Source organism: Bradyrhizobium sp. T-1 (genome assembly GCF_053592855.1).
This window is the reverse complement of record NZ_CM132115.1, coordinates 265,580-289,614: the sequence shown is the minus strand read 5'-3', so window position 1 is coordinate 289,614 and position 24,035 is coordinate 265,580. Positions and strand designations below refer to the sequence as shown.

Annotated in this window: 18 protein-coding genes, 1 tRNA gene, 1 pseudogene and 1 riboswitch; of the genes and pseudogenes, 12 read left to right on the top strand and 8 right to left on the bottom strand. The window is 64.6% G+C overall.

The window, feature by feature from the left end:
- Positions 1-20 precede the first annotated feature (20 nt).
- On the bottom strand, positions 21-611 hold the full coding sequence (locus ACWAT4_RS01370) for a thermonuclease family protein (RefSeq protein ID WP_449729635.1): 591 nt from the start codon (positions 609-611) through the stop codon (positions 21-23).
- A gap of 242 nt (positions 612-853) precedes the next feature.
- Between ACWAT4_RS01370 and ACWAT4_RS01365 the strand changes: the two genes are divergently transcribed.
- Complete coding sequence (locus ACWAT4_RS01365; RefSeq protein ID WP_449729634.1) at positions 854-2,881, top strand: methyl-accepting chemotaxis protein; 2,028 nt, start codon at positions 854-856, stop codon at positions 2,879-2,881.
- Between the two features lie 143 nt (positions 2,882-3,024).
- Positions 3,025-5,496 (top strand): FAD/NAD(P)-binding protein, encoded by a 2,472-nt coding sequence (locus tag ACWAT4_RS01360; RefSeq protein WP_449729633.1) that lies wholly within the window; start codon positions 3,025-3,027, stop codon positions 5,494-5,496.
- Positions 5,497-5,581: 85 nt separating this feature from the next.
- Here ACWAT4_RS01360 and ACWAT4_RS01355 read toward each other — a convergent pair whose 3' ends face one another.
- The gene (locus ACWAT4_RS01355) at positions 5,582-5,791 is read right to left on the bottom strand and encodes a DUF1674 domain-containing protein (RefSeq protein WP_212301843.1); all 210 of its coding nucleotides are present in this window, start codon (positions 5,789-5,791) and stop codon (positions 5,582-5,584) included.
- Between the two features lie 188 nt (positions 5,792-5,979).
- On the opposite strand from ACWAT4_RS01355, the gene ACWAT4_RS01350 reads away from it, so the two are divergent.
- From ACWAT4_RS01350 to purH, 3 genes are all read left to right on the top strand, one after another.
- On the top strand, positions 5,980-7,326 hold the full coding sequence (locus ACWAT4_RS01350; RefSeq protein WP_449729632.1) for an RsmB/NOP family class I SAM-dependent RNA methyltransferase: 1,347 nt from the start codon (positions 5,980-5,982) through the stop codon (positions 7,324-7,326).
- A gap of 158 nt (positions 7,327-7,484) precedes the next feature.
- On the top strand, positions 7,485-9,203 hold the full coding sequence (locus tag ACWAT4_RS01345) for a heparinase II/III family protein (RefSeq protein ID WP_449731323.1): 1,719 nt from the start codon (positions 7,485-7,487) through the stop codon (positions 9,201-9,203).
- Positions 9,204-9,262: 59 nt separating this feature from the next.
- Positions 9,263-9,344, top strand: a riboswitch (ZMP/ZTP riboswitch).
- A gap of 24 nt (positions 9,345-9,368) precedes the next feature.
- A complete protein-coding gene (gene purH / locus ACWAT4_RS01340; RefSeq protein WP_449729631.1) occupies positions 9,369-10,961 on the top strand; it encodes a bifunctional phosphoribosylaminoimidazolecarboxamide formyltransferase/IMP cyclohydrolase in 1,593 nt (530 codons plus the stop codon).
- Between the two features lie 153 nt (positions 10,962-11,114).
- On the opposite strand, the gene ACWAT4_RS01335 is transcribed toward purH, so the two are convergent.
- Positions 11,115-12,500: an MFS transporter gene (locus ACWAT4_RS01335; protein ID WP_212424145.1), complete on the bottom strand. Its 1,386-nt coding sequence runs from the start codon at positions 12,498-12,500 to the stop codon at positions 11,115-11,117.
- A gap of 100 nt (positions 12,501-12,600) precedes the next feature.
- Between ACWAT4_RS01335 and ggt the strand changes: the two genes are divergently transcribed.
- Together ggt and ACWAT4_RS01325 are read left to right on the top strand one after the other, a co-directional pair.
- Positions 12,601-14,352 (top strand): gamma-glutamyltransferase, encoded by a 1,752-nt coding sequence (gene ggt / locus ACWAT4_RS01330; protein WP_449729630.1) that lies wholly within the window; start codon positions 12,601-12,603, stop codon positions 14,350-14,352.
- A gap of 5 nt (positions 14,353-14,357) precedes the next feature.
- A pseudogene (locus ACWAT4_RS01325) lies at positions 14,358-14,495 on the top strand (MFS transporter); the annotation flags it as partial.
- Between the two features lie 103 nt (positions 14,496-14,598).
- Here the strand turns inward: ACWAT4_RS01325 and ACWAT4_RS01320 are convergent.
- A complete protein-coding gene (locus ACWAT4_RS01320) occupies positions 14,599-15,264 on the bottom strand; it encodes a glutathione S-transferase family protein (RefSeq protein ID WP_449729629.1) in 666 nt (221 codons plus the stop codon).
- Between the two features lie 162 nt (positions 15,265-15,426).
- Between ACWAT4_RS01320 and ACWAT4_RS01315 the strand changes: the two genes are divergently transcribed.
- The 4 genes from ACWAT4_RS01315 to panE all read left to right on the top strand — a co-directional run bounded on the left by ACWAT4_RS01315 (position 15,427) and on the right by panE (position 19,162).
- The gene (locus tag ACWAT4_RS01315; RefSeq protein ID WP_212424147.1) at positions 15,427-16,008 is read left to right on the top strand and encodes a DUF2239 family protein; all 582 of its coding nucleotides are present in this window, start codon (positions 15,427-15,429) and stop codon (positions 16,006-16,008) included.
- Positions 16,009-16,100: 92 nt separating this feature from the next.
- Positions 16,101-17,435, top strand: coding sequence for an MATE family efflux transporter (locus ACWAT4_RS01310; protein WP_449729628.1), 1,335 nt, complete (start codon positions 16,101-16,103; stop codon positions 17,433-17,435).
- 103 nt (positions 17,436-17,538) lie between these two features.
- Positions 17,539-18,147, top strand: a complete 609-nt coding sequence (locus ACWAT4_RS01305; protein ID WP_212301851.1) for a 2-hydroxychromene-2-carboxylate isomerase — start codon at positions 17,539-17,541, stop codon at positions 18,145-18,147.
- Positions 18,148-18,238: 91 nt separating this feature from the next.
- On the top strand, positions 18,239-19,162 hold the full coding sequence (gene panE / locus ACWAT4_RS01300) for a 2-dehydropantoate 2-reductase (RefSeq protein ID WP_212446909.1): 924 nt from the start codon (positions 18,239-18,241) through the stop codon (positions 19,160-19,162).
- A gap of 64 nt (positions 19,163-19,226) precedes the next feature.
- Here panE and ACWAT4_RS01295 read toward each other — a convergent pair whose 3' ends face one another.
- From ACWAT4_RS01295 to ACWAT4_RS01280, 4 genes are all read right to left on the bottom strand, one after another.
- Positions 19,227-19,820 (bottom strand): c-type cytochrome, encoded by a 594-nt coding sequence (locus ACWAT4_RS01295; RefSeq protein WP_212301853.1) that lies wholly within the window; start codon positions 19,818-19,820, stop codon positions 19,227-19,229.
- A 212-nt stretch (positions 19,821-20,032) separates the two neighbouring features.
- Positions 20,033-21,301 carry a PQQ-dependent sugar dehydrogenase gene (locus ACWAT4_RS01290; protein WP_212424150.1) on the bottom strand — a complete coding sequence of 423 codons (1,269 nt, stop codon included), beginning with the start codon at positions 21,299-21,301 and terminating at the stop codon, positions 20,033-20,035.
- Between the two features lie 385 nt (positions 21,302-21,686).
- Positions 21,687-22,670, bottom strand: coding sequence for an NAD-dependent epimerase/dehydratase family protein (locus tag ACWAT4_RS01285; protein ID WP_449729627.1), 984 nt, complete (start codon positions 22,668-22,670; stop codon positions 21,687-21,689).
- Positions 22,671-22,746: 76 nt separating this feature from the next.
- Positions 22,747-22,821, bottom strand: a tRNA-Gly gene (locus ACWAT4_RS01280).
- A gap of 276 nt (positions 22,822-23,097) precedes the next feature.
- Here ACWAT4_RS01280 and trxA point away from each other — a divergent pair.
- Complete coding sequence (trxA, locus tag ACWAT4_RS01275) at positions 23,098-24,018, top strand: thioredoxin (RefSeq protein WP_212301856.1); 921 nt, start codon at positions 23,098-23,100, stop codon at positions 24,016-24,018.
- Positions 24,019-24,035: the final 17 nt, after the last annotated feature.

The following is a 24,035-nucleotide window of genomic DNA, read 5'->3' as shown; positions in this document are numbered from 1 at the left end:
CCAACGACACGGCTTTTTTGTTACCAGAAGCGCCAGCCGCGCGCGCACCAGCCGTCGCGATGGCCGCCATTGTAGCTGCGCGCGTAACCACCCGCGAGCATTGCCGCCGAAACGTTGGTGGTCCGCTTCGTTGCGACATCAGCGAGAACGCGCCCGTATTTTTCCGAGCCGAGATTGTAGATCGTGACGCCGCCCTGGCCGAGCAGATTGCGCAGGGCGTCGGTGGCAGCTTCGGCCTTGTCCAGCTCGACCTGACAGGATGCCTTCATCTCCGGCGCATCGATGCCGCGCAGACGAATCCGCGCGATGAGGTCGCGCCCGCCTTGCTGATGAACACGTGCGAGAAAGGTGTCGCCGTCGATGGTGCGAATGACATCGACCGCCTGGCGCGCATCGGGGTCGCTGGCCTGGCGGAGAACGATCGCTGCATCCTGCGCCCGTTCGTCGGCGCCATGCGGAGCGAGCCAGCTCGCCCCTTGCCGGAAGGTGAGCACGACCATCGCCACGACACCGACCACGAACAGCCAGGGCAGCAGACCGGAGAAGTGCCGGCCGAACGGTGAACCGCCGAACTGCGGACGATAGGCATTGGGTCGATCTCGAAACGGCATCACCTCACGCTAAGACTGAGTCGGGGAAACCGGCAAGGCGCGATCGAGCCGCGGATGTGTCGGACATCGCCCGATCGCTGCGGCCCGCTTGATCGGTCTCCGACGGAAAACCGCAGCCATGCGCTAAACGCTGTTCCAAGCGCTCTCTATCCGATACCTCCTGTAGTTGTACGGAGTTTAATGTTCAGCCCTTGTTTAGTATTAAGACGGAGTACTCGGTATGCGTGTGGGGGGCGGTAAGCATGGCTTCGTTCAAGTTTCGCATCGGTACAAAGCTGGGATTGACGGCGAGTGCAGGGGTTCTTCTCGTCGCCGGAATGCTCGGCAACCAGCTCATCAGGAACGGGCAGATCGCGGGGCTAAGCGATTTGGTGGTCATCAACACCGCCAACAAGGCCAACGCCCAGGGCGCAGAGCTTGCAGTGACCCGCGCCCGCCTTGCAGTCGCGGAGATCGGATCCGCGTCCTCTGCCGAGGCACTCGCCAAACACCTCGAAGTGCTGCGCAGCTCCATCGCCAATGCCACCACCGAAATAGACGCCGCATTGATCCGGTCCAAGCGCGCTGAAGCCAAAGAGCTCTGTCGCGAGGTGAAGATCCAGCTCGAAGCCTCGCTCAAGGCCGGCAACGATCTGGGCGAAGCCCGTGGCATCGCCATCGCGGAGTTCGCCGCGGCAAACCAGATCGAAGACGCCTGGAACAAGTCGCTCGAAAAGTTGCTGGCTTCGCCTGCCCTCGCCGCCTCATCGAGCCATCTCAACATCGAGGTTCAGCTGCGCGAAGCCGATGCGGCCTTCAAGGCAGTCAGCGCCGCCGATTGGCATTTCACGGCAACCGGCGACGCCGACCAGAAGGATCGTATCGCCGGACGAGCCGACAACATGGTCCGCGTCCTGAAGCAGGTGCGCCAGTCCGCCGACAAGGATACGGCGGAAGGGATCGACGCGCTTGCGGCGCTCGCGGGACGCTACAAGACGGCGACCGGCGCAGCCATGAAGGCAGAGGAGACCAAGAGGCGGGTGCTCGAGGAGCGGGTGCTCCCGGCCGCAAAGGAAATCACCACGCGGGTCGACAAGCTGGTCTCCGCCAACAATGAATACATGGCGCTGCGGCAGAGCCAGCTGATGACCGCGCTGGAGCAGGCGACCCAGGTCAGCCTGGCGGTCGGCGTCCTCGTGATCCTGGTCCTGGCCGGCTCGGCGCTGTTTTCGGTGCTGAGCATCGCCCGGCCGATCCGCCGCATCGGGGACGTGCTGCTGCAACTGGCCGGCGGCAACAAGGCTGTCGAGATTCCTTATACCGCCCGCGGCGACGAAGTCGGCGACAACGCCCGCGCCGCACGCACGTTCAGGGACAATCTGATCCGCATCGAGCAGATGGAGGCCGAGCAGAAGGATCAGGAGGCCGCAACCGCCACGCGACGCAAGCAGGAGATGATCCGACTGGCCGGTGCGTTCGAGGATGCGGTCGGCGGCATCATCAACTCGGTTTCGGCCGCCTCGCAGCAGCTCGAATCCGCCGCCGGTACGCTGTCGGGGACGGCGGAAGAGACCGAGCAACTCTCCGGAATGGTGGCCGCGGCTTCCGAGGAAGCTTCGACCAATGTCGGAGCCGTAGCCTCCGCCGCCGAGGAAATGAGCGCATCAGTCGTCGAGATCGGACGCCAGGTCCACGATTCCAGCCGCATCGCCGGCGATGCCGTGAAACAGGCCGAGCGCACCGACGTCCGGATCAACGAATTGCTCAAGGCCGCCGGCCGGATCGGCGACGTCGTCAAATTGATCACCGCGATCGCAGAGCAGACCAATCTGCTGGCGTTGAACGCCACGATCGAAGCGGCACGCGCCGGTGAATCCGGCCGCGGCTTCGCGGTGGTGGCAAGCGAGGTCAAGGCGCTCGCGGCGCAAACCGCGCGGGCGACGGATGAAATCAGCACGCAGATCGCCGGCATGCAGTCGGCCACGGAGGACTCGGTCGGCGCCATCAAGGAGATCAGCGCGACCATCTCAAAAATTTCCGACATCTCGACGACGATCGCGGCGACCATCGAAGAGCAGGGCGCGGCGACAGCCGAGATCGCACGCAACGTCAGCGAAGCCGCCAAGGGAACAGTCGAAGTTGCTGACAAGATCGCCCAGGTCAGTCACGGCGCCAGCGCCACCGGCTCGGCGTCAACCCAGGTTCTGGCATCCGCGCGCTCACTCTCGACGGAGAGTGGCCGCCTTAAGAACGAGGTTGCGAAATTCCTCGATACGGTGCGGGCCGCCTAACGCCCGCACGTTCTGCGCGCCGGCATAAGGCCGGCCGCAAATTACCTTTCTGACGCGTCGAACAACCAACGGCTTTGGGAGGCCCCCACGCCGAGCCCCCGCTCGCGCCTGGGTCAAACACGAAAACTGGGGAGAGCAGAGCGATGATCATCAGCATTGTCGGCGGCGGCGCAACCGGCATCACGATCTTGCGTTATCTTGCGGAGCTCGCCGCATCGGAGCGAGACAACGGCGCGATCAGCGGAATTCAGCTCTTCGACAAGTCCGGCTTTGATGGCGGGGTCGCCTATCGCACCCGGAGCGATCGTCACCTGCTCAACATGAAGGCCTCGACGATGTCGATCCGCCCGGGCGACGCGGAAGAATTTCTGCGCTGGCTCCGGGCCCGCGGTCTCTCCTGCCACGGCGACAAGCATCTGCCGCGGATGGTCTATCGGGACTATCTCGACACGGTGCGCCTGGCCGCGATCGCACAATGCCGGAGCATCGGCCTGCCGGTTCATGTCGAACATGCCGAAGTGCTCCGGATGCGGTTTTCACCCGATCGCGACGTCCTGCTGACGACCGATCGCAACATCACGCACATCTCGTCCGCGCTGATCCTCTGCACCGGTCACAACCCACCGGAAGATCCCTACGGTCTGGCCGCAAGCCCGAACTACATTCGCGATCCCTACGCCCAATTCACCTTCCCCGATCGCGACGGCACGGAGGTCGGCATCCTCGGAAGCGGACTCAGCGCGGTCGACACCGCGGCGGGGCTGGCCAAGACGCACAAGGCCGTCAGGATGACCTGCTTCTCCCGAAGCGGCCTGTTTCCCACCGTACAGCCGGTGATGATTCCGGTCATCGCGAACGGCTTCCGCGACGCCCTGCATCATTATGTGACCAGCCGCGCACGGATCGAAGCCGACGCCTTTGCCGCCCGCCTTTCCGAGCTGCTGCTGGAGACGACCGGGATCCGCTGCGATCTGTCCTGTCGGAATATCGATGGCGATGCGCTGACCGATCTCGAGCACAACATCGCGCGCGCCGAGACCGGCGAGCCCAGCGTCCACTCCTACCTCGTCAGCGTCATCGACGTGATGTGCGAGGCCTGGAACCGAATGGGCGATGCCGAGAAGACGCGCTTCATGGACGTCTACAATTCCGGCTGGCTTCGCAACCGCTCCGCGATGCCGCTGGAGAATGCGATCCGCATCCGCGACCTGATGCGTTCGGGCAGGCTGTCGGCCCGCGGCCGGCTGCGCAACGTGACGGCGATCGGCGACCGGTTTCGCGCGACCCTGGGTGACGGTGACCTTCGCGAGGTCGACTACCTCATCGATGCGACAGGTCCGTCCTACCGGATGGACTCCAGCCCGCTCTATCAGGACATGCGGCGACAGGGACTCATCGCGTACGACGCGCTCGGCGGGATTCGCTGCGGCTACGACGACAGCCGGGTTCGCGACCGCCACGGTAATCCCTATCCGAACGTCTACGCAGTCGGCGCCCCCACCAAGGGGACACATTTCTACGCCGCCGCAATCGACATCAACCTGCGCCGCGCCCAGAGCGTGGTCGATTCGATCCTCAACCCGAAAGGTCCTGAGATGAGCACCATCATGACGTCAGTCGAAGAAACCGACCGCCTGGCCGATCTCGTGCGCCGCGACCATCCCTCGCTCGCGACGATGGCCCTCGCACCTGATGGCAAGTACCAGACCAGGTCGGCCGCGCTGGACGAATTGATGCGGGAGGTGAGGGACTGCCTTGGCGAGACGTTCCGGCACTGGGCTCCCGAAGACTTCCCGACACTCTACTGCGCGTGGGGGCGGTGCCGTGTGGGTTCGACCGCGCTCACCAACCTGTTCGGGGTCGCTGGAATGCCCTCTTATTTCCAGCCGGTGAAGGTCGTCCTGCGCCATCGGCTCCTTGGCAATGCGGGCGAGTCCTGGGCCGCACCGACGGCGACGGAGCATCCGCACATCTTCAGCAAGGAAATGGCCGGGCCCTATGTGCTGGCCGAAAGCCTGTTCCTGCCGCTGCAGCCGCTGATCGAGGCCGGCTGGCCGGCCGATAAACTCCACATGATCATGCTCGATCGCGATCCCGCGAGCTCGCTCGCCTCATGGCTCGAGAAATGGTCGGACCGCGTTCCCGAGGATCGCCTGATCCAGAACTACGTGATCTCCTCGCTGAACGCGCTCCGCGTCGAAAGTCATGCAAGACGTCACGGCGTGCCGGTGACGCACTACGTCTATGAAGCCAGCAAGGATGCGACCGGCTCGGTGCGGAAGCTGTTCGACCGGCTCGGCCTTGGCGAGCGCTTCACCGAAGGCGCCGTCACCGACTGGAAGGAGCGCGGACAGATCGAAACGAAGGGATCCGGCGTCACCTTCCTGAGCGAGCCGAAGATCTACACCGTCGTCGGCCTGCACGGATCGGATACGGCCTATCGTTACCGGAGCCGTAAGACCGCCTCGCTGAGTGAGGCCCAGCTCCAGGTCATCGGACGCTACGGCATCGACGACATGTACCGCACCTCGGTCGCGGCCTGCATCCGCGATCTCGCGCTGGATACCGACACCGCCGCCCGCCTGTTCGGCGATTGCCTGGGTACCGCCGCATGACGCAGCCTGCGAGCGCATCGTCCGCTGCCTGCAGGAGCACCGTTATCCCTGGGGGCTGCGGAGCCCCCGGGAACGGTCGCCGGTCTCAGAAGTCCGAGGCGATGCCCTTGCGCTCCCAATCGCCATAGCGGGTGGGCTCAGGTCCCTTCGGCCCCTGCAATTCCTTCGGCGCCGCCTTGTCGTCATCCTTGGCCTTGGCTGCGGCGGCTTGCCGGCGCGCCTCGGCTTCGGCCAGCGCGCGCTGGGCGGCCGGCGGCAAGGGCTTGCGATCGGGAACGGGAGGCTGGTCACTCATCGTCGGCTGTCCTAGCGCAGGATCTTAGATGGCGCGACGTCCAAATGCGCATTGCTGAAATGGCCGCGACGGGCTGAAATCGCCAGAGGCCATTCTTACATTTGGCATATTCGCATGCCACAAAAGCTGCTCTTAAGGCATGCGCCCATATCGGCGGAACTGCCGCTCGCTCAGAACCTTACTTCCGCATGCCATCTCAACGTTTTGCCCCTCCATCCGAAGTGCCCGGTCTCGCGGCGCGGCGGATCGCTGCCGACATCGTCGACGGCGTCCTGCACAAGCACCGCACGCTCGACGACCAGCTCGACGGCTCGGGCGCCCATCCCGGACTGAAGACGCTCGCCGACCGTGACCGCGCGCTGATGCGGCGCCTGGTCGCAACCATTTTGCGCCGGCTCGGTACGCTCGGCCACGTGCTGTCGCGCCTGCTCGACAAGGGCATCCCATCCGACGCGCCGCGCGCGCAGAGCGCGCTGCTGATCGGTGCCGCCCAGATCCTCTGGATGGACGTGCCCGATCATGCGGCGGTCGATCTCTCCGTTCGCCTGGTGCAATCCGACCGGCGCGCCGCGCGCTATGCCGGCCTCGTCAACGCCGTGCTGCGCCGTTGTGCGCGCGAGGGTCAGGCGCTGGTCGAGGAGGTCGCCACACAATCGCTCGACCTGCCGCCCTGGCTACTGGCGCGCTGGAGCGCGCATTACGGCGAGGCCACCGCGCGGGACATGGCGCTCGCGCTCGGTCACGAACCTTCGCTCGATCTGACCGTGAAGTCCGATGCCGCGCAATGGGCGAGCCGGCTTCATGGCGAAGTGCTGCCGACCGGATCGGTGCGCACGCTGCTGCATGGCTCGGTGACCATGCTGCCCGGTTTCGCCGAAGGACAATGGTGGGTGCAGGACGCCGCCGCCGCGCTGCCTGTCCGGCTGTTCGGCGATATCGCCGGTAAATCCATCGCCGATCTCTGTGCTGCGCCCGGTGGCAAGACCGCTCAGCTGGCGCAAGCCGGCGCGCGTGTCACGGCGCTCGACCGCTCTCCCGCCCGGGTGGCGCGCCTGCGCGAAAACCTGAGCCGGTTGTCGCTCCAGGCCGAGACGATCGTCGCTGACGCCGTGGAATGGGCGGGACCGGCGGAGGGCTTCGATGGCATCCTGATCGACGCGCCCTGCACCTCGACCGGGACGATCCGCCGGCATCCTGACGTCGCATGGCTGCGGCAGGAGTCCGACGTCGCCGCGATGACCGTTCTCCAGCAACGGCTGCTGAAGAAATCGGTCTCGCTGCTCAAGCCCGGCGGGACGCTGGTCTACTGCACCTGTTCGCTGGAACCCGAGGAAGGCGAGCAGGCGATCGCCACGCTGCTGGCCGCGGAGCCTGCGCTTCGCCGCGTGCCGATCGAGGCCCGCGAGGTCTCCGGTCTCAGCGAGATCATCACGGCTGAGGGTGATCTTCGAACCTTGCCGAGCCACCTGCCGCACGCCGACCCGAAGCTCGGCGGGCTCGACGGATTTTTCGCGGCCCGGCTCGTTAAATCCTGATTTTGCACCGGATTTTGCTACCGCTGGACTGATTCGGCGCCTTTCAAGGTGGTGTCAGCCGGCCGATTTTGGGATTAATAAGGATTCGTCGGAATCCTCTTCCCCCTTCAAGGCAAGGCGTGTCGGTCGCTCAACGCAGACGTATCTCGACGCTGGTGATGAACCGCTTCGCGCGGAACATGCTCGCGCGCGCGAGTGGCGGTTCCGTTGCGCTGTCGCGAGTCTGGCCCGGCCGGACCGACCGGCTGATCATCGCGCCGCATGATCTGCGCACCGCCGATGCGACGCGCGCCGCCGAAATCTATGCCGGGCGCTTCGTCTTCGCCGGCAAGATCGTCAACTGCCACGGCCGCTCGATCTTCGATCTCGATCCGCCCTCGGAGGATTGGGAGATCGCGCTGCTCGGCTTCGGCTGGCTGCGGCACTTGCGCGCCGCCGACACCGCGCTGACCCGGGCGAATGCGCGCGCGCTGGTCGAGGACTGGATCAGCAATCCCGCCAACAAGCGCCGGCCCGTCGCCCGCCGCGCCGATGTGCTGGCGCGGCGCGTGATCTCGCTGCTGTCGCAGGCGCCGCTGGTGCTCAACGACACCGACAACAAATTCTACCGCCGCTACCTGCGCGCACTCGCACGCGAGATCCGCTTCCTGCGTTACACCATGGTGAACATCCCCGACGGGGTGCCGAAGCTCCAGGTGCAGATCGCGCTGTGCTACACCACGCTCTGCCTCGCCAACCAGGCGCGTCATATCCGCAGCGCGTCGAAAAAGCTCTCCGACGAATTGCAGCGGCAGATTCTTCCCGACGGCGGCCACATCTCGCGCAACCCGGGTGCGCTGATCGAGCTGCTGATCGACCTGTTGCCGCTGCGACAGACCTTCGCCGCGCGCAACATCGCGCCGCCGCCGGCGCTCCTCAACGCGATCGATCGTATGATGCCGATGCTGCGCTTCTTCCGGCACGGCGACGGCAATTTCGCGCTGTTCAACGGCATGAGCGCGACGCCTTCGGACCTGCTCGCGACGCTGCTCGCCTATGACGACGCCCACGGCGCGCCGATGGCGAACATGCCGCACACCGGATTCCAGCGCCTCGATGCCGGCCCGACCACGCTGATCATCGACACCGGTCCGCCGCCGCCGCCCGGCGTCAGCCACGACGCGCATGCCGGGTGCCTGTCGTTCGAGCTGTCCTCCGGCATCAGCCGCATCGTCACAAATTGCGGCATGCCGACCACGGGTCGGGACAATTGGCGGCCGTTCGCGCGCGGCACCGCGGCGCATTCGACGTTGACCTATCACGACACCTCCTCCTGCCAGTTCGTCGAGATGTCGGCGATGAAGCGGCTGCTGCACGGCGCGCCGATCATCAGCGGTCCCCATGAGGTCGAGAGCTATCGCGAAGTCGTGCAGGACGGCACGCTGCTGACGACCTCGCATGACGGCTATCTCGCCAAGTTCGGCGTGATCCATCGCCGCGTGTTGATGGTTGCCAATGACGGCGCGCGGATCGACGGCGAGGATACGCTGTCGCCGCCGCAAGGCGCGCGGCTCAAGGGCGCGGGAGCCGATTTCGCGCTTCGCTTCCATCTGCATCCCGCGGTGAAGGCGAGCCGGCTGTCGGATGCGCGCGGCGTCATGCTGGTGCTGCCGAACCGCGACGTCTGGACCTTCGAAGCCCTGGACGACAAGGTCGATCTCGAGGACAGCGTGTTCCTGGCCGGCAATGACGGCCCCCGCCGCACCGCCCAGATCGTGATCCGCCAGGACGCCCGCCAGGCGCCCTCGATCCGCTGGAGTTTTGTACGCTCGACCGCATCACCTGCGGTCACCAATGCCCGCCGCAACGCCCGGCGCGAGCCGGAACTTCCGCTGTAAAGAGCCACGATTCGGCCCTATCTGATCGTTGTGAAGGGCCTCGAAAACTGCTATCGAGCGCTCGTTCGCGCGACTGGCGACCTTGGATGGAGCACCATCGGGAAGCGCGACACATATCCGCCGCGCGCCTGGGCATAGACACTCCCTTAGCAGAGGATCTTGCTCATGACTGACCATCCCCGCCGCGTCACCCGCGCCCTTCTCTCCGTCTCCGACAAGACCGGCCTGATCGAGTTCGCCAAGGCGCTTGCCGCGCATGATGTCGAGCTGGTCTCGACCGGCGGCACCGCGAAGGCGATCGCCGCTGCCGGCCTCAAGGTGAAGGACGTCTCCGACCTCACCGGCTTCCCCGAGATGATGGACGGCCGCGTCAAGACGTTGCACCCGAAGGTGCATGGCGGCCTGCTCGCGATCCGCGACAACAAGGAACACGCCGAGGCGATGAAGGCGCACGGCATCGCGCCGATCGACTTGCTCGTCGTCAATCTCTATCCGTTCGAGGCGACCGTCGACAAAGGCGCGGGCTTCGAGGATTGCATCGAGAATATCGATATCGGCGGCCCCGCGATGATCCGAGCCGCCGCGAAGAATCATGACGACGTCGCCGTCGTCGTCGAGGCGCAGGATTACCAGGCCGTGCTCGACGAGCTCGCCGCCAACAAGGGCGCGACCACGCTGAAATTGCGTCGGCGGCTGGCCGCGAAGGCCTATGCACGCACCGCGGCCTATGACGCCGCGATCTCGAACTGGTTTAACCGTCAGCTCGAGATCGATGCGCCCGATTTCCGCGCCTTCGGCGGCAAGCTGATCCAGTCGCTGCGCTACGGCGAGAATCCGCACCAGACCGCGGCGTTCTACGCAACGCCCGACAAGCGCCCGGGCGTCTCGACCGCGCGGCAGTTGCAGGGCAAGGAGCTCTCCTACAACAACATCAACGACACCGATGCCGCCTATGAATGCATCGGCGAGTTCGACACCAAGCGCACCGCAGCCTGCGTCATCGTCAAGCACGCCAATCCCTGCGGCGTCGCGGAAGGCGCGAACCTCGTCGAGGCCTATCGCAAGGCGCTGGCCTGCGACTCCACCTCGGCCTTCGGTGGCATCATCGCGATGAACCGCGCGCTCGACGCCGACACCGCGCGCGAAATTACGAAGATCTTCACCGAGGTGATCATCGCGCCAGACGCGAGCGAGGAAGCGATCGCCATCATCGGTGCGCGCAAGAATCTGCGCCTGCTGCTCGCCGGCAGCCTGCCCGACCCGCGCGCGCCGGGCCTGACCGCGAAGACGGTTGCCGGCGGTCTTCTGGTGCAGAGCCGCGACAATGCGGTGGTCGACGACATGACATTCAAGGTCGTGACCAAGCGTGCACCGACGGACGCGGAGATGCGCGACCTGAAGTTCGCCTTCCGTGTGGCAAAGCACGTCAAATCGAACACCATCATCTACGCCAAGGACCTCGCCACCGTCGGCATCGGCGCGGGCCAGATGAGCCGTGTCGATTCAGCCCGGATCGCGGCACGCAAGGCGCAGGATGCCGCCAATGAGCTGAAACTCGCGGAGCCGCTGACCAAGGGCTCGGTCGTGGCGTCGGATGCGTTCTTCCCCTTCGCCGACGGCATGCTCGCCTGCATCGAAGCCGGCGCCACCGCCGTGGTGCAGCCCGGCGGCTCGATGCGTGATGACGAGGTGATCAAGGCCGCCGACGAGCATGGCATCGCCATGGTGTTCACGGGAACGCGGCACTTCCGGCACTGATCTATCAACTCGTCATTGTGAGCCACCGGGTCCGCGCGAAGCGCGGCCCATGACAAGCTCCGCGAAGCAATCCAAAGTCTTTCCGCGAGGAAGTCTGGATTGCTTCGTCGCTTTGTTCCTCGCAATGACGATGGTGAGAGTAGAGGAACGCGGCTAATCCCGCACCCGCATCAGCAGCCCGAACCCTGTGACGAAAAACACCACCAGCACGGCCATGCCGGCTTTCTGACTCGCGGTTGCTGCGGTGATCACACCGATCAGCAGCGGACCGATGAAGGACGTCACCTTTCCGGTCAGCGCGAACAAGCCAAAATACTGTGCGATACGATCCTTCGGCGCAAGGCGGATCAGCAGCGTGCGCGACGCCGCTTGAAGCGGGCCACCCGCCGCGCCGATCAGGCAGCCCAGCACGACATAGGCCCGCTCAGCGGCAGCTGCGAACAGCGGTCCGCCCGGCACCGGCGGCGCGACCTTGACGAACAGCACGCTATCCTTGTCAACGAGAAGGATCGCGGCAACCGCGAGCAGCAGGATCAGCATGCTGCCGGCGATGACACGTTTCGGACCAAGGAAGTCATCGAGCTTGCCGCCAAGCCATGCGCCGAAGGTGCCGGCGATGGCAAGGATGATTCCAAACGTGCCGATCTGGATCGTGTGCCAGCCAAAGGTGCCCGCGGCATAGATGCCGCCGAACGCGAACAGCGACACCAAACCGTCGGTGTAGATCATGTTGGCGAGCAGAAATGCCGCGAGTGATTTCTGCTGCGGCAAATCCTTCAGCGACCGCTTCAGATCGGCCAGGCCTTCGTGCAGCGCCTCACGCACCGGGCGCTTCGCCGGATAATCCGGCGTGAACAAGAACATCGGCGTGACGAAGACGATGAACCATAATCCGGTCAACGGCCCCGCCGCGCGATCGCCTTCATGCGTGGCTGGATCGAGCCCGAACAGCGGCGTGAAGCCGAGCAGCGTTCGGCCGGTCTCCGGATTGGCGGCAAGGAAGCCGAGCACGATGATCAGGCTGACGATGCCGCCGACGTAACCCGTGGCCCAGCCGGTGCCGGAGAGCCGGCCGATGCGCTCCGGCGGCACCAGGGTCGGCATCATCGCATTGTTGAAGACGGTGGCGAATTCCGCGCCGACGCTGGCAAGCGCAACCGCGATCAGCAGCGGCGGAATGATGGCGTGATCGCCCGGCTTGCCGATCCACAATGTACAGGAGGCCAGCACGAGGACCGCGCCGAACGCGGCGATCCACGGCTTGCGGCGACCCGCGGCATCGGCGATGGCGCCAAGAACGGGCGACAACAGCGCAATTGCCATGCCAGCTGCTGCCATCGCGAAACCCCAGAGCGATTGCCCCGTGGCGGGATCCGGCGCGACGCTGGTGGCGAAATAAGGCGCGAACACGAAGGTCGTGATCAGCGTGAAATAGGGCTGCGCGGCCCAGTCGAAGAAGATCCAGCTGACGACGGCGGCGCGCGGCGGATAGGTCCGCGGGACGCCGTCCATGCGCGCATCCGGGGCGATCGTCGTCATCACGCAGTCCTCATCACAAACAGTTTTGCCTCTCTTAGCGCAATCCGTATAGCATTATCGCGACGTGTTTGAATTGGCCCGAAGATCCGACGGAAATTTGATGATGGCATCATTTTCGACACGGCGGAGTTTTTTAGCACTCATCGCCACTCTGGCGTTTGGTCTTGCATCGGCAACCGCGCAGGATGCGCGGCGGCCTTATGTCCCGCCGGCGCTCGACGCGGTGCACGCTATCTCCGCCGAGCACGGCATGGTGGTAGCGCAAGAGAAAATATCTGCGCAGGTTGGCGCCGATATCTTGCGACGTGGCGGAAACGCCGTCGACGCCGCCGTCGCGACCGGCTTTGCGATGGCAGTAACCTATCCACGTGCCGGCAATATCGGCGGCGGCGGCTTCATGGTGATCCATTCCACTGAGCGCAATGAAGACATCGCGATCGATTATCGCGAGGCCGCGCCGGCGGCGACCACGGCGCAAGTTTTCCTTGGCCCCGACGGCAAGCCCGATCCCGCCAGGTCGCGCGATTCCGGACTTGGCATCGGCGTGCCCGGCACGGTCGCGGGCCTTGCGCTCGCGCTCGAGAAATATGGCTCGGGCAAGTTCACGCTGGCACAATTGCTCGAGCCGGCGATCGCACTCGCCCGCGACGGATTTGTCGTCACCGACGATATCGCCGATACATTGCCGGGCTGGTATCCGCGGCTGGCACGCTGGCCGTCCTCGGCCAAGATCTTCGCGAAGCCCGACGGCGCGCCGTTTGGCGAAGGCGACAGGCTGGTGCAGAGCGATCTTGCAGACACGCTGGCGAGCGTCGCAGCGCAGGGACCACGCGGCTTCTACGAGGGCCCGGTGGCGGAGAAGCTCGCCAGGGCCGTGTCCGATGCCGGCGGCATCATGACGCCGGCCGATCTGAAGACCTATCAGGCGGTGATCCGCACGCCGGTGCGCGGCACCTACCGCGGCTACGATATCGTCTCGATGCCGCTGCCATCGTCCGGCGGCGTGGTGCTGTTGGAATCCCTCAACATCCTCGAAGGCTTCCAGCTCGCCGATCTGAAGCAAGGCTCGCCGGCTTCGCTGCATCTGCTGATCGAGGCCATGAAGCGTGCCTATGCCGACCGTGCGCGCTATCTCGGCGATCCCGCCTTCGTCAACGCGCCGATCGAGACCCTTATTGCGAAAGACTATGCCGCCAAGCTACGCGCAAGCATCTCCACCGATCGCGCAACACCGTCGAAAGACATCGTTTCCGCCCAGCCCGCGCCGCGCGAAGGCAGCAACACGACGCACTTCTCCGTCGTCGATAGCGACGGCAACGCCGTCAGCAACACCTATACGCTGAATTTCAGCTACGGCGTCGGCCTCGTCGCCGACGGCACCGGCGTGCTGCTCAACAACGAGCTCGACGATTTCACCGCCGCCGTCGGCGCCTCCAACGCCTATGGCCTCGTCGGCTACGAGGCCAATTTGCCCGGTCCCGGCAAGCGGCCGTTGTCCTCGATGTCGCCGACGATCGTGCTGAGGGGCGGCAAGCCGGTGCTGGTGACCGGCTCCCCCGGCGGCAGCCGCATTATCTCGACCGTGCTCCAGGTGATCGTGAACGTGCTCGACTACAGGATGGATGTGGCAGCCGCCGTGGCCGCGCCGCGGCTGCATCATCAATGGCTGCCGGACGAAGTGCGCGTCGAGCGCGGGTTTGCCGACAACGTGCTGTTCGAGCTGAAGGCAATGGATCATCTCATCGTCGAGCCGATGGGACAGACGTCAGCCAATTCGATTCTCGTGACACCGAACGGGCCTCTCGGCGCGCCAGATCCGCGCACGCGCGGTGCGGAAGCAGCGGGACAATAACCCTGCCCCTGCATGGCGGTGCGCTGTCGGCGCCAACATTGCTTGCCGATGCGATCGCGATCTTCGCGATCGTGGCTTACGCACTGTTCTTCATCGCGGCCTTCGCCCTGCCGGAGACGCGTGGCCGCGTACTGCACGCGAACCAATTGAGAGCGTTGTCATCCCGGGGCGTGCCCAGCACCGAACCTGGGATCTCGAGATTCCGGGTTCGCCCTCCGGTCGCCCCCGAATGAGGGCGAGAGTAAGTTACCGCCCCACCTGATACGGCCCGCCCTTCTCGAGGGCACGCGCGTAGGCCGGCCGCGCGTGAATGCGTTCCAGGAACGCCATCGCCTTGGGGTGGCCCTGCTCAAGCCCACCGCGCGCTTGGGCGGCCTCCAGCGGAAAGCTCATCTGGATGTCCGCCGCGCTAAACTCGCTGCCGGCGAACCATTCGCTCTTGCCGAGCTCGCCTTCCCAATAATCCATATGCTGCTTGAGCTGCGGATTGACCAGCGCAGTGAGCGCCTGGTTTGAGACCTTGCGCACCAGCGGACGCAGCAATGCCGGCGCGCGCTTCGGCATCAGCGTGAACAGCAGCTTCAGCAGCAGCGGCGACATCGCCGAGCCTTCGGCATAGTGCAGCCAGTAGGTGAAGCGCAGCCGCTCCGGCGTGTTCGGCGGCGGGATCAGGCGGCCATTGCCGTAGGTCGCGATGAGATATTCGATGATGGCACCCGACTCGGCGATGGTGTTGCCGTTGTCGGTGATGACAGGCGACTTGCCGAGCGGATGGATCGCGCGCAGCTCCTTCGGTGCGCGCATGTCAGGCTGACGCTGATAGCGCACGATCTCGTAAGGCACGCCCAATTCCTCGAGCAGCCACAGCACCCGCTGCGAACGCGAATTGTTGAGGTGGTGGACGGTCAGCATTGCGAAATCCTCAGGTTAGGCGTGGTCGATCGGCCGCGTACCTGCCAGCCCAGAACCGCAATGTCGAGCCGTCCGGAAGGATATTTTCACCCGGGTATATTGACCTCGACTATTTACCCGGGTATTAAAGAGGCCAACGTCGCCAATTTGGTAATGATTCCAATGCAGAAGATTTTCACCGCCTTCCAGGGGCAGCAACGCCTGGTGTCTGGGCCAGCTGGGGAGGTCGCGCTGGTCGTCAAGCGGGTGGCGCCACGGCCGGACGAGCCCATCGTCATCTTCGAGGACGCCACGGGCCGGTCGATCGACTTCGATCTGCGCGGCGGTGATCGCGAGGTGCTGGCGCGCCTGGCGAAGCTGATCCCGCCGCCGGTCGAGGAGACCGCAGCACCGACCGAGCCGCGCGGGCGCGGCCGGCCCAAACTCGGGGTGGTCGCGCGCGAGGTGACGCTGCTGCCGCGGCACTGGGAATGGCTCAACGCCCAGCCCGGTGGTGCTTCGGTCGCGCTGCGCAAGCTGGTCGACGAGGCGCGGCGCGTCAGCGGCGACAAGGACCGCGAGCGGCAGGCGCGCGATGCGGCCTACCACTTCATGTCGACCATGGCCGGCAATCTGGCGCAGTTCGAGGAGGCCTCGCGTGCGCTGTTCGCAGATGACCGGCGGCGCTTCACCGGACTGATTGCTGACTGGCCGGCCGACATCCGCGACCACATCGTCAAGCTCGCCTACAGCGACCGCGCGTAAGCCGCGCGCCGCCTCCGATAACTCAATCGACGGCCAAGCCGCGCGTGCATCGCGCGGCAACGGCTTCGCATGTCCTGATGAAAGGCCCATCCATGTCCGCTCCACGACCGCTCTGGAAGAACTTCCTGCGTTTCCTCGCACCGTTGATGCTGAGCAACGCGCTGCAATCGTTGTTCGGCACTGTCAGCAATGTCTATCTCGGTCACATGATCGGCGTGGATGCACTTGCGGCGGTCTCGACCTTCTTCCCGGTGTTCTTCTTCCTGTTTGCCTTCGTCATGGGCCTGAGCACCGGCGCCACCGTGCTGATCGGCCAAGCCTTTGGCGCGGGCAAGCACGACAGGATCAAGATCGTCGTGGGTACGACGCTCGCGGTCGGCCTGCTGCTCTCGATGTCTGTCGGATTGATCGGCGGCCTGTTCAGCCGGCAATTGATGATGACGCTGGCGACGCCCGCGGACATTCTCGACCAGGCCAGCGCCTATGCGCGGATCATGCTGCTGACGATGCCGCTCGGCTTCACCTTCCTGCTCATGACGGCGATGATCCGCGGCGTCGGCGACGCCGTGACACCACTGCTGGCGCTGGCGTTGTCGACAGCGATCGGCCTGGTCCTCACGCCGATCCTGATCCGCGGCGCGATCGGCATCACCAGCCCGGCATGGGCCGCTGCAATCGCCAATTCGCTCACGCTGCTTGCGCTGGCGGCCTATCTGCGGCGGAAGAAGCATGCGCTCGCACCCGACGCGGCATTGCTGCGCCATGTGCGGCTCAATCGCGCCGTGATCGGACAAATCCTCGGCATCGGACTGCCGAGCGCGGTCGGCATGGTCGTGATGGCGGTTGCCGAGCTGGTGCTGCTCGGTCTCGTCAACGGCTTCGGCTCGGACGCCACCGCGGCTTACGGCGCGGTCAACCAAGTGATGGGCTACACGCAGTTCACGGCGATGTCGATTTCGATCGCGGTCTCGATCCTCGGCGCGCAAGCGATCGGCGGCGGCGACCGTGCGCGGCTCGACGGCATCGTGCGCACTGGCCTCGCGTTCAACCTCGTGCTGACCGGCGGGCTGGTGGCGTTGATTTATCTCGCGCCGCGCGCCGTGCTGGGTATCTTCATCACCGACGGTGCCGTGCTCGATCTGGCGAAAGGACTGCTCCTCGTCGCCTTATGGAGCTCGGTGCCGTTCGGCCTTGCGACGACATTTTCCGGCGCCATGCGTGCCGCCGGCGTGGCGCTGACGCCGATGCTGCTATCGATCTTCGCGATCGTCGCGATCGAGCTGCCGGCCGCGGTGATGCTGAGCCGCAGCATCGGCCTTGCGGGCGTTTGGGCCGCTTATCCGATCGTGTTCTGCGCCATGTTCGTCTTGCAGATGGGCTATTACCTGCTGGTGTGGCGCAGGCGGGAGATCCGGCGCCTGGTCTGATCATCAAGATATTATGACCATCATTAAACGGTGGACCTGTGGCGCGCGCTGCGCCACAATGGATGAAAATCCAGATCAGAAAGTTCGCTCAGGGAGAACGAATTTGACCCGTACAGCCCCGCAATTCCTGTTCGATTTCGGCAGCCCGAACGCCTATCTCAGTCATCTGGCGATCCCGGCGATCGAGCAGCGCATCGGAGTCAAGTTTGAGTATGTGCCGATCCTGCTCGGCGGCATCTTCAAGTCGACCAACAACAAGTCGCCGGCCGAGACGCTCGCCGGCATCAAGAACAAGCGCGAATTTCAGCAGGTCGAGACCGAGCGCTTCCTCAGGCGCTTCAAGGTCCAGCCTTACGTGTTCAATCCCAACTTCCCCGTCAACACGCTGAACCTGATGCGCGCAGCGATCGCGGCGCAGCTCGAAGGCGTGTTCGAGAACTATGTCGACGCGGCCTTCCATCACATGTGGCGCGAGCCGAAGAAGATGGACGATCCTGAAATCGCGGCGAAGGCGCTGGCGTCCTCGGGGCTCGACGCCCAAAAGCTGTTCGCCCGCGCCCAGGAGCCCGAGGTGAAGGGCCGGCTGATCAAGAATACCGAGGAAGCGGTTGCCCGCGGCGCGTTCGGCTCGCCGACCTTCTTTGTCGGCAACGAGATGTTCTTCGGCAAGGAGCAGCTGCGCGAGGTCGAGGAGATGGTCCTGGAGAAGTGATTTTCGTATCCGGCGTAAACGCGCTAACTCTCCGGTGTCGTCCTGGCGAAAGCCAGGACGACGACATAGAAGCGACAATAAGGACAACCCCATGCGTATCCTCGTGGTCGGCGCCGGCGCCATCGGCGGCTATTTTGGTGGCAGGCTTTTGCAGGCCGGCCGCGACGTCACCTTCCTGGTCCGCCCCAAGCGTGCCGGCGAGCTCGCGAGCGACGGCCTCGTCATCAAGAGTCCGAATGGCGATGTGACCTTGAAGAATCCGCCGACCGTGCAGGCCGATGCGATCAAGGACAAATTCGACGTCGTTCTGCTCAGCTGCAAGGCGTTCGACCTCGACGACGCGATCAAGTCATTCGCGGCCGCAGTCGGCCCGAACACCGCGATCATCCCGATGCTGAACGGCATGAAGCATCTCGACACGCTCGATGCGAAATTCGGCAAGGAGCGTGTGCTCGGCGGCCTCTGTGCCATCGCCGCGACCTTGAACGAGAAGCGCGAGGTGGTGCAGCTGCAGCCTATGCAGTCGATCAATTACGGCGAGCGCGACGGCAAGCTGTCCGATCGCGTCAAGGCGATCGACGAGGCCTTCAAGAGCGGCATCAACGGCGCCACCGCCAGCCAGAACATCATGCAGGACATGTGGGAGAAGTGGGTGTTCCTCTCTTCGCTCGCCGCGAGCACCAGCCTGATGCGCACCTCGGTCGGCAACATTCTCGCAGCGCCGGGCGGGCGGGATTTTTTGCTCGGCATGCTGGACGAGACCAGCGCGATCGCCACCGCCTCGGGCTATCCGCCGGGCGGCCCGTTCTTCGAGCGCGTGAAGGGCAACCTCACCACCGAGGGCTCCCCGATGACGGCCTCGATGTTCCGCGACATCAAGGCGGGCCTGCCGGTCGAAGCCGATCACGTGATCGGCGACCTCATCACGCGCGCCGATGACGCCAAAGTGCCGGTGCCGAAGCTGCGCATCGCCTACACGCATCTGAAGGCGTATGAGAAGCAGCGAGCGGGGTAGTTTACTAACCGCATACTCCCGGCCCGCGCCGGGACGACAGCTGAAGTTGCCGCAAAGCTCCGCGCTATTTGAAATACGCCAGATAATGCGCGACCGCGGTGATTTCCTCATCGCTCATGTGATAGGCGACGTCGGCCATCGCGGCGACGCCGCCGCCGACGCGCTGGCCCGCCTTGTAGTCGTGCAGCGCCTTGATCAAATATTCCTCGCGCTGACCCGCGAGCCGCGCCACCGCCTTAGTGCCGGCAAAGCTATCCGTATGGCATGAGGCGCAGCGGCGGCCGACGGCAACTTGGGCGCCTTTTTTCGACAGGTCCGGATCCTTGTCTTCCGCCGGCTTCGGCGGCGACATCGCCGCGAAATAGGCGCCAAGATTGCGAACGTCCTCGTTGGTGATCTCCTCGGCAATCGGCTGCATCTGCTCGCTCTTGCGCGAGCCGGCGCGGAAGAACACGAGCTGCCACTGGATGAATTGATCGGGTTGACCAGCCAGCGAGGGAATGTTCTCGGTCTGCGAAATGCCGTTCTCGCCGTGACAGCCGGAGCAAACGGCCGCCTTCTCCTGAACAGCGGCATTGTCCGCGGCGCTTGCGGAGAGCGCGCCAAGCGCGAGAAGCGCAGCCGCGCTGATTGCGTTCAAGAAGAACTGCCGGCGCATGATGGGGATTCCAATCTGACAGACTCGTCATTCCGGGGCGCCTGAAAGGCGAGCTACGATGCGCGATTGCGCATCTGAGAATCCATAACCACGAGTCGGGGTCATCGGTTCCGGACTTGCCTTGGCGCGCAATCCGGAACGACATCGAGAGTAAAACGCAAAAGAGGCTGCGGCGCGCTTTGCGAGCCACCGCAGCCTCGTGTCGTGGTGCGCTACTTCTTGCTGTAGCTGATGCGATAGATCGCGCCGGCCCAGTCGTCGGCGACGAGGATCGAGCCATCCTTGGCGAGGATGATGTCATCGGGGCGGCCGAGATAGCCCTGGTCACCCTCGATCCAGCCGGAGGCGAACACCTCCTGCTTGGGATTCTTGCCGTCGGGCCCAACGATCACGCGCATGATGCGAGCGCCCTGGTACTTGTGACGATTCCAGGAGCCGTGCTCGGCGATCAGAATGTTGTTCTTGTACTCGGCGGGGAACTGGTCGCCGGTGTAGAACTTCATGCCGAGCGGAGCGACGTGGGCGCCGAGGTTCAGCACGGGCGGCGTGAACTCGGAGCATTTGTGGCCCATGGCGAACTTCGGATCGGGAAGGTCGCCCTGATGGCAGTAGGGATAGCCGAAATGCTCGCCCATCTTGCCGATCATGTTCAGCTTGTCTGAGGGCAGATCATCGCTGACCCAGTCGCGGGCGTTTTCGGTGAACCAATACTTGCCGGTGCGCGGATCGACGTCGCCGCCGACCGAGTTGCGAACGCCGAGCGCGTAGATTTCGGCGTTGCCGGTCTTGGGATCGACGCGCCGGATCTGCGAGACGCTGGTCGGGGGAATGCCGACGTTGAAGGGCGGTCCGAACGGAATGTAGAACCAGCCGTCCTTGTCGACGGCGATGTACTTCCAGCCATGCGCGGCATAAGACGGCATGTCGTCGTAGACGACCTTGCCCTCGCCGGGATTATCGAGCTTGTTTTCGATGTCGTCATAGCGGATCAGCTTGTCGACCGCGATGACGTAGAGCGCGCCATCCTTGACGGCCAGACCCGTGGGCATGTTCAGCCCCTTGAGGATGGTCTTGACCTCTTTCTTCCCGCCATTGTCCTTGATGGCATAGACGTTGCCGAGGCCGAACGAGCCGACGAACAACGTACCCTTGTCACCCCAGGCCATCTGCCGCGCGGCCAGCACGCCGGAGGCATAGACCTCCATCTTGAAGCCCGCAGGCAGCTTCACCTTCTTGACGATGTTGGCGAGCTCGGAGTCGGAGGCGCCGGTCGGCGGACCCGAGGGCGGCGCGAGGCCCTTCTGCGCCTCGGTCTCGTCGCCGAGGAACCAGTCGTCCGGCGGATGGGTCCAGAATTCCTTGGTGCCGGATTCGTATTTCTTCAGCGGTTTGCTTTTGTCCTGCGCATTGACAACGCTGGTCCCGGCAAGAAGGGCCACCGCTGCAAGCGCCAACACGGACCGATGGATCATCGATTTCATCGCGTCACTCCCCTAAGGCAGCCGTGAGGGCTGCGCATTCTTTGTTTTGCTGTTTGAGTAGGCGAAGTTCGGAGTCTGTCGAAAGGCAGACGCGAAAAGGTTAGCACATCTGCGAGCGGTGAAAAGCGCGCCGCATGCGCGGCAGTTGCGCTCAGTAAAAATTGAGACTGACCTTCTCACATCGTCGCAAGCGGCGGCGACAACGTCCTCGCTGCAACGCGGAATCGAAAGGACGCGCGCCTCATTTGCGAGCAGCGGAAGGGATTGACCAACACAAAACCGCGAAAACGACCCCATGCACAGTAGAACGGCAAAGGCCTGACGATGCGCGACGACACCGGCCACACGTCTGATTCATCGTGCGAATTGACAAAAGCGGCGACTATTAGGCGACGGGGTAAGGCCCCTCGTCAAATCGCGTGTCGTGATAACCCTTCGCTCCCACCTCGCGCGCCAGGTGGCTGCGAAAATCGGCGCCCTCGCGGAGACTGCTCAGCACATGGGCGAAATTGAATTCGGGGCGCCAACCCAGCTCGCGCCGCGCACGGTCATTGACGTAGACGCGGTCGATCTCGGGGAAGAGCCGCCAGCCGCGCGACGCATAGAGCTGCGCACAATCCGGATAGAGCTCGCGCACGACACCGGCCGCGTCGCGCGCGAGCGCCGCTAGGTGGTGTTGCCCGAACGGGCTCGTCGCCGAGACGATGTAGCGGCCGAAGCCGATCTCCGGTGCATGCGCGACGCCAAGCAGATGCGCGCTGACCGCGTCCGCGACATCCAGCCGTCGATAGAGCAGCTCGTTGGCTTGCGCGTTGTCCAGCGGATACGCCGACCGCGTTGCGGGATCGTCGTCCTCCTCCGGAAAGAACCGCGAGGTCCGCAAAATCACGACAGGCAAGCCCCTCTCGCGAAAAAACAGCTCGCACAGATTCTCCGCCATCAGTTTCGTGGTGCCATAGATGTTCTTCGGGATCGGCGGCAGATCCTCGGTGACCCACACCGCCGCCTGTCCGGCCTCAGGGCGGAGCTGCGAGCCGAACGCGCTGGTGGTGCTGGTGAACACAAAACTCTTCACCTCGGCCGCGTCAGCCGCCTCGAGCAGGTTGAGCGTGCCCGTGACGTTGGTGTCGATGAAGGCCTGCTTGCTATGGGTCGCCACATGCGGCTTGTGCAGCGTCGCGGTGTGGAGCACGGCGATCACGCCGTCCATCTGGCGCCGCACGAAATCGGGATCGACAATCGAGCCGACGGCGTCAGTGAAGGGCGAGGCCTTCAGATCGATCCCGCGCACCGGCGACCTGCGGCGCCGGAGCGTCCTGACGATGGCCTCCCCAAGGTGGCCGGCGCTGCCCGTGACCAGAATTGTCATGTAAGACCCAAACCAGCCGTCAGCGGCGTGGAAAACCACGGCCCGACCTGATTTGGCTGGATGCTCTGGGAAAAATTGGAGCGGGCGAAGGGGCTCGAACCCTCGACCCCGACCTTGGCAAGGTCGTGCTCTACCACTGAGCTACACCCGCATCCTGTGTCGGTCGCGTGACGCGCCGGCAACGGCTGTCGTATGCCAAAAGCGGGAAGGGAATGCAACAGCTACCGGCAGCATAGATTCGGTTCTTGAGACCCCATATGGACCCCGAATGCGGCCAAATCGACCAAAAACGGCTCCCGGCTGCCGAATCGGCCCCGATGGATTGAAATTCGGCCGTCCCGGCCCAATTTTAGCGCCGACAACGAGGCATATGTGATGGCGACGTGCTAAAGACCCGCCATTCCAGGACATGAGACGAGGGTATCCCGTGACGATCATCGACCAGGGTAACGGAGCGGGCCCGGCTGCGGCCGATCTGATCAAGGACACCACCACCCAGACCTTCGTGAAGGACGTCATCGAGGAATCGAAGCGCCAGCCGGTGCTGATCGACTTCTGGGCGGAGTGGTGCGGGCCCTGCAAGCAGCTTACGCCCATCCTTGAAAAGGCGGTCAAGGCGGCCAAGGGTAAGGTCAAGCTGGTCAAGATGAACATCGACCAGCATCCGGCGATCCCGGGCCAGATGGGGATCCAGTCGATCCCGGCCGTGATCGCCTTCGTCAACGGCCAGCCGGCCGATGGCTTCATGGGCGCGGTGCCGGAGAGCCAGCTCAACGCCTTCATCGAGAAGCTCACCAAGGGCGTGACGGCACCGGGCGAGCCCAACATCGCCGAGATCCTGCAAGAGGCCGAGGCCGTGCTCGCCGAGGGCGACGCCGCCGCGGCCGCGCAGATCTATGCCGAGGTGCTGCAGCACGACGCGACCAACATCGCAGCGCTTGCCGGCCTTGCAAAATGCTACGCCATCTCGGGTGCGATGGAGCAGGCCAAGCAGACGCTGGCCATGGTGCCGGAATCCAAGCGCAACGACCCGGCCGTGAAGGCCGTGCAGACCGCGATCGATCTCGCCGAGCAGGCGGAGCAGCTCGGGCCCGTCGCCGAGCTCGAACAGAAAGTCGCCGCAAACCCGCTCGATCATCAGGCGCGTTTCGACCTCGCCACCGCGCTGAACGCGAAGGGCGACCGGGCGGCCGCGACCGAGCAGCTGCTCGCGATCGTCAAGCGCGACCGCAAATGGAACGACGACGGCGCCCGCAAGCAGCTGGTGCAGTTCTTCGAAGCCTGGGGCGGCGCGGACGATGCCACCGTCGAGGGTCGAAAGCGCTTGTCGACGATCCTGTTTTCGTAAGGATAGGCCGGAAATCG